Raw genomic sequence first — 7,341 nt, 5'->3', positions numbered from 1 at the left:
CACCCGGGGTGGGTGAGGGGGGGTCACCCGGGGCGGGGGCAGGATCGGGGCTTGGCGGCGTACATGCCGGCGAGCGGCGCACGCCGCGGACCCCGATCGTGGAGGAGTGACCGATGGCCACCGCAACCGTTACCCGGACCGACCAGGACATCCAGACCGACGTCCTCGACGAGCTGACCTGGGAACCCCGGGTACGCCCCAACGAGATCGGGGTGACCGTCACCGACGGGGTGGTCACCCTGACCGGCTGGGTGGACAGCTACGCGAAGAAGTGGGCCGCCGAGCGGGCCGCGCACCGGGTGTCCCGGGTCCGGGCGGTCGCCAACGACCTCGCCGTGCGGATCGCCACCGCGGCCGAGAAGAGCGACCCGGAGATCGCCACCGCGGCCAGCCGGGCCCTGGAATGGGACGCCTTCGTACCGATCGAGGACCTCGACGTGACCGTGGCGGACGGCTGGGTCACCCTGCACGGCGAGGTCGAGTGGGAGTACCAGCGCCGCGCGGCCGAGCGCGCGGTCGGCAAGCTGACCGGCGTACGCGGGGTGAGCAACGGCATCACCGTCCGGCCCGCGGTCCGGACGGACGGTCGCGACCTGGCCGAGCGGATCGTGGACGCGCTGGCCCGCAACGGTGCGACCGAGGCCGAGGGGATCAGCGTCCGGGTGCACGGCGACACCGTGGTGCTGGAGGGCCTGGTGCACTCGGTGCCGGAACGCGAGGAGATCGAACGGGTCGTCTGGTCGGCGCCCGGCATCCGCGAGGTGCACAACCACGTCGCGGTGGGCCGCTGAGCGGGCGGTCGGGTGACCGTCGGAACCACCCGGCCCGGGTGATCCCGGCTCACCCCCTCCGGAGCGACCGTGGAAGGCATGACTGATCCGAACAGGCTGATCAGACCCGGGCGTCCCGCGCCCGGCTTCACCCTGCCGGGGACCGGCGGGTGATGGCCGGATGACCACGCCGCTGCAGGTCACCACCGCGAAGCTGCGGATCCCGGTGACCGATGTCGACCACGTCCGCGGGCCGGTGAACGCGCCGGTCACCCTCGTCGAGTACGGCGACTTCCAGTGCCGGTTCTGCGGGGCCGCGTACTCGAACCTGACCGAGGTGCTGCGCCAGCGCGCGGACCAGGTTCGGCTGGTCTACCGGCACTTCCCCATCGCCAACGTACACCCGTACGCGGAGAGCGCGGCGGAGGCGGCCGAGGCCGCCGGCGGGCGCGGCCGGTTCTGGGAGATGCACGACTGGCTCTACGAGCACCAGGACCAGCTCGACCCGGTGCACCTGTCGCTCGGCGTCGAGCAGCTCGGGCTGTCGCCCGAGGAGATCGACGCGGAGGTGAACGGGCACGCGCACGCCGACCGGGTCCGGCGGGACTTCGTCGGCGGCATCCGCAGCGGCGTCAACGGCACCCCGTCCCTGTTCGTCAACGACGTCCGCCACGACGGTGGTTACGACCTGGCGGAGCTGTTGGCCGCCGTGGACGCCGCGGCGAACGCCTGAGCCGTCAGACCAGCCCTGGTGGACGGCTGGGGCTGGCGTCGTCAGATCAGCCGGAGCTCACGGGCGCGCCGGACCGCCTCGCGCCGGCGGGTGGCGTCGAGCTTGCGGTAGATGTTGCGCACGTGCGTCTTCACCGTGTTGACCGACAGGGACAGCTCGCTGGCTATCTCCACGTTGGACAGGATGCTCTGCAGGTACCGCAGGATGGTCAGCTCCCGCTCGGTGAGTGGCTCGTCCAACGCCCGATCCGTCCCGCCCGGCCGGTCCGCCGACTCGTCGGCGCGCCGTTCGTCCGCGCCGCGGACCAGGTCGCTCACCGTCGGCCAGTGTGCGGTGCCGGAGTCCAGGTGGCCGGCGAGCAGGTCGCGCAACCCGGGCTCGGCGCGAGTGAAGACCCTGCGGTACCCGTCCGGCTCGGCCAGGTCGAGCACCTGCTCCACGAGCCGGCCGGCCCGCCGGTCGTCGCCACCCTCCCGGGCCAGGACCGCGTCGAGCACGCCGGCGGCGAGGCGTACCGGCAGCGGCCAGGTCGCCGCCTCCGGGGCCGACCAGTCCGGTACCGCGTGCGCGGCGGCCCGCGGGTCACCGGCCCGCAGCTCCACCCGGGCCAGCACCACCCCCAGCGCCGCCGTCTCCCCCGCCGGCGGTCCCGTCCCGTTTGCGCCGGCGTCGGCGTCCGCCGGCCGCAGCGCGTCGAGCAGTAGGCCACGGGCGGTGTCGAGGTCGCCGACGGCGGCGCGGAGCTGGGCCTCGGCAGCGGTCAGCCGGGCGGTCAGCTCCCCGCCGGCGGGCCGGGTGGCCGATCCCGCCCGCGCCTCGACCAGCCCCGCCCGGGCCTCGACAAGCGTCCGGAGGGCGGCGGCCGGCTCGCCGCTCTCGGCGAGCAGCTCCGCCCGGCAGAGCGCGGCCAGCGCGGCCACACCGGGCTCCACGGCGGCCGGCGCGGCGAGGGCCAGGTTCGCCGCCGCTTCCGCCGGTTCGTCCCGGTGCAGGGCCACGAACGCCAACGCCAGGTACGCGTGCCCGCAGTCCACCCGGCAGGACCACCCCTGGCAGGGCGGCAGGGCCAGCGCCTCCCGCGCGCTCCGCTCGGCCCCCCGCAGGTCGCCCCGGACCGCGTCGAGCAGGGCCGACCGGCTGAGACAGACCAGCTCGGTGCGCGGCCGGTCGGCCTGCCGCGCCGCAGACAGCGCCGCGGCGAACCGGTCCCCGGCGGCGCGGGGCTCCCCCTCGGCCAGCTCGACCAGGCCGAGTGCGGCGCCGGCGGCCGCCCGGGCGTCGGCGTCCTCGCCGGTCCCCGCCCGCGGGTCGTCCCCGGGCCCCGGCGCGGTGCGGGTGGCGAGCAGCCGGGCGGCGGCCCGGCGTACCTCCCCGTGGTCGCCGGCCAGCCGGGCCAGGGTGAGTTCCAGCGCCGTGGCCAGCCGCCGGAACCGGTCCCGGCGCGGGGCGGGCAGCCCGCGGGCGTGCTCCACGGCCCGCCGCAGGTGCCCGGCGGCGGCGGTCGCGTCCCCGGCGTACGCCCGTTCCGCCGCGCAGGCCAGCGCGAGTTCCGGGTCCCGGTCGACCGCCTCGGCGGGCGGGGCGGCGGGCGGCGGGGCGACCGGCAGGTCCCGCTCGTACGGCGCCAGCTCCGGCCAGTGCCCGATGAACAGCTCGGTGGCCCGGTCCCAGGCGCCCCCGGCCAGCGCGTGCCGCAGCGCCTCCGCGGGCCGGCCGTTCCGCGCGTACCAGTCGGCCGCCCGGGCGTGCAGGTCGCGCAGCTCGTCGGCGGGGAGCCGGCCCAGCTCGTCGCGGAGCAGGTCGGCCAGGAGCGGATGGCACCGGTACCAGGGCGGGCTGCTGTCGTCCTGCCGCAGGAACCCGCCGTCCCGGGCCAGGCCGGCCAGCAGCTGCGCCGAGTCCGCCCGGCCGGCGACCGCGTCGGCCAGCTCGGCGCAGACGGCGGCGGCGACGGCGCTGCGCCGCAGCACGTCCCGGGCGTCCGGAGTGAGCGGGGCGAGCACCTCCTCGCGCAGGTACCCGGCGACGTCCGGCTGGTCACCGCCGAACCGCTCCACCCACCTGGCCGGGTCGGGCTGGGCGCGCAACGCCAGCGCGGCGAAGCGCAGCCCGGCCGGCCAGCCCCCGGTGCGTTCCCGAAGTCGGGGCAGCGCGGCGACCGGCAGCCGCACCCCGTGCGCGACCAGCAGGTCAGCCACCTCCTCGTCGCGGAAGGCCAGCTCGTCCGGGCCGATCTCGGTCAGCTCCCCCGCCAGCCGCCAGCGATGCAGGGCCAGCGGCAAATCGGTCCGGGCGCCGACCACCAGGCGCAGCCGCTGCTCGGCGTGGCGCAGCAGGAACTCCAGCCCGGTCAGCGCGGCCGGGTCGGTGACCCGGTGCAGGTCGTCCACGACCAGCAGCATCGGGCGTTCCCGGGCGGCGAGCGCCGCGGCGAGCACTTCGAGCTGGTCCGGGCGGGGCGGGGTGTCCGGCACCGGCGGGCGCGGTGCGTCGTCCGGCGTCCCCTCGCCGACCCCCCGCAGCGCCGCCGTCAGGTACGACCAGAGTCGCTCCCCGGTGTCGCCGGCCTCCACCGCGACCCAGGCGGGCGGCGGTTCGACCGGGGACGCCCGCGCCCACGAGGCGAGCAGCGTGGTCTTGCCCCAGCCGGCGGGCGCGCGCACCAGGGTGACCGGCCCGGCGACCCCCTGGTCCAGCCGGTCCAGCAGCCGGGGCCGGACCACCACCGGCTCGGGCAGGACGGCGGGTGACAGCCGCGACGCCAGCAGCGGGGGCGCGTCGGCGGTCCCGACGCGGTCGCGGTCCTCCGGCATGCGACCCCTCCCCCGTCCCGTCCGCTCCCCGTCGTGCGGCGAGCGGTTACCCGGCCCGCGCCGGTTCACCCCTTCGGGGCGAGCCAGCTTCACCCGGACCGGCCCGATGCTGGACACCCGCGGGCGGCCGGCCGCGCGTGACCGGCCGCCCGCCGACCCGCGACGAGGCGAGGGGCAGGTGGTACGGATGGGACGGCTGACCCGGGGCACGCTCGGCCTCGCGGTGGCCGCGGCGGGGACGACGGCGGTCCGCGCGCTGGTCGTACCCCGGCGGCGGAGCTGGCCGCGGGTGGCCGGCGCCGACCCGCGGCCCGCGCGGTGGCAGGTGGTGACCGTCGCCGGCCCGCCGGAGTCGGTGCTGCCCGGCGGCCGGTGGCCGGAGCCACTGCGCCGGCTCGACGGCGCGGTGGAGGTGCACGCCCGCCCGGCGCCCGGCGGGCGCGGCACCGAGCTGGCCGCCCGGCCGCTCGGCGGCTCGCCGCGGCTGCCCGGCATGGCCGCCCACCTGGTCGGCGACGTTCCCGGGCTGCTGATCCGGGAGGCGCTGCGCGCGGCCAAGCAGCTCACCGAGACCGGCGAGGTGCTCCGCGCGGACCGCTCACGGCTGGACCGCCCGAGGGCGCCCTGGTGAGGGCGCTCTGCTGGGAGGGCGCCGACGAGCTGGCGGTACGGCAGGTGCCCGACCCGGAGCTGCGCAACGCGCACGACATGATCGTCCGGGTCCGGCGCAGCGCCACCTGCGGCGCGGACCTGCCGCTGCTGAGCGGGCGGATCCCGTTCCTGGCCGCCGGGGACGTGCTCGGCCACGAGTTCCTCGGCGAGGTGGTCGAGGTCGGGCCGGACGTACGCCGGCACCGGATCGCCGACCGGGTGGTGGTCTGCGCGGCGGTTGCCTGCGGCGCCTGCTGGTACTGCGGGCAGGGTCTCTTCGCCTGCTGCGACAACGGCAGCACCGGCGCGGCGGTGACCGAGTCGGCCTGGGGCCAGCCCACCGGCGGCTGCTACGGCCACCCCGGCCCGCTGGGCGGCTTCGCCGGCAGCCACGCCGAATACGTCCGGGTGCCGTACGCCGACGTCGGCGCGTTCCGCGTGCCGGACCCGGTCAGCGACGACCGGGCGGTGTTCGCCTCGGACGCCGCCCCGACCGGCTGGATGGGCGCCGAGCTGGGCGACGTCGGGCCGGGCGACGTGGTGGCGGTCTGGGGCGCCGGGGCCATCGGGCAGCTCACCGCCCGGGCCGCCCAGCTACACGGCGCGGACCGGGTGATCGTCATCGACCGGTACGACGACCGGCTGCGCATGGTCGACCGGCACGTCGGCGCGGAGCCGCTCAACTACCGGTACGTCGACGTCCCGGCCGAGCTGCGGGAACGCAGCGGCGGTCGGGGCCCGGACGTGTGCGTGGAGGCGGTCGGGATGGAACCGGAGCCACCGGGTCTGCTCGCCGGCCGGCTCGGCGGCGGAGCGGAACGGCCGTTGGCGCTCCGCGAGGCCGTGCACGCCTGCCGCAAGGGCGGCACGGTGGTCGTTCTCGGCACCTGGACCGGGTTCGTCGACACGTTCCCGCTCGGCGCGGTGATGAACAAGGGGCTGACCGTCCGCAGTTCCCGGCAGCACGGGCAGCGCTGGATCCCGATGCTGCTGGAGCGGATGGCCCGCGACGAGCTGCGCACCGAGCACCTGGCCACCCACCGCCTGCCGCTGGAGCGGGGCGCCGACGGCTACGCGCTGTTCCGGGAGCGGACCGACGGTTGCGTCCGGGCCGTCTTCTCCCCGTGATCCGCGCGCCGGCAGGTGGCACACTCAGCGGATGCGCGACGACCGCCCGTACGACCTCGTCCTGTTCGGCGCGACCGGCTTCACCGGCGCGCTCACCGCCGAGTACCTGGCCCGACACGCCCCCACCGGGCTGCGCTGGGCGCTGGCCGGCCGCAACCCGGGCAAGCTGGCCGCGGTGCGGGACCGGCTCGCCGCGATCGACCCGGCGCTGGCCGGGCTGCCGCTGCTGACCGCCGACGTGACCGACCCGGAGTCGGTGCGCGCGGTCGCCGAGAGCACCCGGGTGCTGGCCACCACCGTCGGCCCGTACATCCACCACGGGGAGCCGCTGGTCGCGGCGTGCGCCGCCGCCGGCACCGACTACCTCGACATCACCGGCGAGCCGGAGTTCGTCGACCTGATGTACGTGCGGCACCACGCCGAGGCGGTCCGCACCGGCGCCCGGCTGGTGCACGCCTGCGGCTTCGACTCGATCCCGCACGACCTCGGCGCCTGGTACACCGTCAAGCAGCTCCCGTCGGACGGGCCGATCACCGTGGACGGCTTCGTCCGGGCCGGCGGGAGGTTCTCCGCCGGGACGTACCACTCGGCGCTGACCGCGTTCTCCCGTACCGGGGAGATGAGCCGGGCCGCGAAGGCGCGCAAGGCGGTCGAGCCGCGCCCGACGGGCCGCCGGGTCCGGGCGGTGCCCGGGAAGGTGGGCCGGTCGAAGGAGATCGGCAGGTGGGCGGTGCCGCTGCCGACCATCGACCCGCAGGTGGTCCGCCGTTCGGCGGCGGCCCGCCCGGAGTACGGCCCGGACTTCCGCTACCGGCACTTCGCCGCGGTGAAGCGGCTTCCGACGATCCTGCTCGCCGGGGTCGGCATGGCCGGCCTGGTCGGGCTGGTGAAGCTGCCGCCGACCCGGCGCTGGCTGCTCGGCCGGCTCACCTCCGGGCAGGGACCGACCGCCGAGCAGCGGGCGAAGTCCTGGTTCACGGTGCGCTTCGTCGGCGCCGGCGGGGGCCGGACGGTGCTCACCGAGGTGGCCGGCGGTGACCCCGGGTACGACGAGACGGCGAAGATGCTCGCCGAGTCCGCGCTCTGCCTGGCGTGCGACGACCTGCCGCCGACCTCGGGGCAGGTGACCCCGGTGACCGCGATGGGCGACGCGCTGCTGGAACGCCTGGTCAAGGCGGGGATGACGTTCCGCGTGCTCGACGAGCGCCCGGCGGCTTGACCCTCGACCGGGTTGAGGGCACAGGAT

At 77.0% G+C, this 7,341-nt stretch carries 6 protein-coding genes; 5 read left to right on the top strand and 1 reads right to left on the bottom strand.

The window, feature by feature from the left end:
* The first annotated feature begins 113 nt into the window (after positions 1-113).
* Both SLP03_RS09455 and SLP03_RS09450 read left to right on the top strand, forming a co-directional pair.
* The gene (locus SLP03_RS09455; RefSeq protein ID WP_319460152.1) at positions 114-791 is read left to right on the top strand and encodes a BON domain-containing protein; all 678 of its coding nucleotides are present in this window, start codon (positions 114-116) and stop codon (positions 789-791) included.
* 160 nt (positions 792-951) lie between these two features.
* Positions 952-1,503, top strand: a complete 552-nt coding sequence (locus SLP03_RS09450) for a DsbA family protein (protein ID WP_319460151.1) — start codon at positions 952-954, stop codon at positions 1,501-1,503.
* A 41-nt stretch (positions 1,504-1,544) separates the two neighbouring features.
* Here the strand turns inward: SLP03_RS09450 and SLP03_RS09445 are convergent, their stop codons facing one another.
* A complete protein-coding gene (locus SLP03_RS09445; RefSeq protein ID WP_319460150.1) occupies positions 1,545-4,316 on the bottom strand; it encodes a helix-turn-helix transcriptional regulator in 2,772 nt (923 codons plus the stop codon).
* Positions 4,317-4,503: 187 nt separating this feature from the next.
* Between SLP03_RS09445 and SLP03_RS09440 the strand changes: the two genes are divergently transcribed.
* From SLP03_RS09440 to SLP03_RS09430, 3 genes are read left to right on the top strand one after another with little or no spacing between them, the layout of a single operon-like run.
* Positions 4,504-4,947, top strand: a complete 444-nt coding sequence (locus SLP03_RS09440) for a hypothetical protein (RefSeq protein ID WP_413644490.1) — start codon at positions 4,504-4,506, stop codon at positions 4,945-4,947.
* Positions 4,944-6,095 carry a zinc-dependent alcohol dehydrogenase gene (locus SLP03_RS09435; RefSeq protein WP_319460149.1) on the top strand — a complete coding sequence of 384 codons (1,152 nt, stop codon included), beginning with the start codon at positions 4,944-4,946 and terminating at the stop codon, positions 6,093-6,095. Before SLP03_RS09440 ends, SLP03_RS09435 begins: the two co-directional genes overlap by 4 nt.
* A 31-nt stretch (positions 6,096-6,126) precedes the next feature.
* A complete protein-coding gene (locus SLP03_RS09430; RefSeq protein ID WP_319460148.1) occupies positions 6,127-7,314 on the top strand; it encodes a saccharopine dehydrogenase family protein in 1,188 nt (395 codons plus the stop codon).
* Positions 7,315-7,341: the final 27 nt, after the last annotated feature.

Source organism: Micromonospora sp. RTP1Z1 (assembly GCF_033804685.1).
Lineage (GTDB): Bacteria > Actinomycetota > Actinomycetes > Mycobacteriales > Micromonosporaceae > Micromonospora.
Note: the sequence above shows the minus strand (reverse complement) of the source record. Positions and strands in the feature narration are given on the sequence as shown.

Bases quoted from the DNA above. Each gene is read 5' to 3' on its own strand.
- SLP03_RS09455 (WP_319460152.1), top strand. From the start codon at position 114: ATGGCCACCGCAACCGTTACCCGGACCGACCAGGACATCCAGACCGAC.
- SLP03_RS09450 (WP_319460151.1), top strand. From the start codon at position 952: ATGACCACGCCGCTGCAGGTCACCACCGCGAAGCTGCGGATCCCGGTG.
- SLP03_RS09445 (WP_319460150.1), bottom strand. From the start codon at position 4,316: ATGCCGGAGGACCGCGACCGCGTCGGGACCGCCGACGCGCCCCCGCTG.
- SLP03_RS09440 (WP_413644490.1), top strand. From the start codon at position 4,504: ATGGGACGGCTGACCCGGGGCACGCTCGGCCTCGCGGTGGCCGCGGCG.
- SLP03_RS09430 (WP_319460148.1), top strand. From the start codon at position 6,127: ATGCGCGACGACCGCCCGTACGACCTCGTCCTGTTCGGCGCGACCGGC.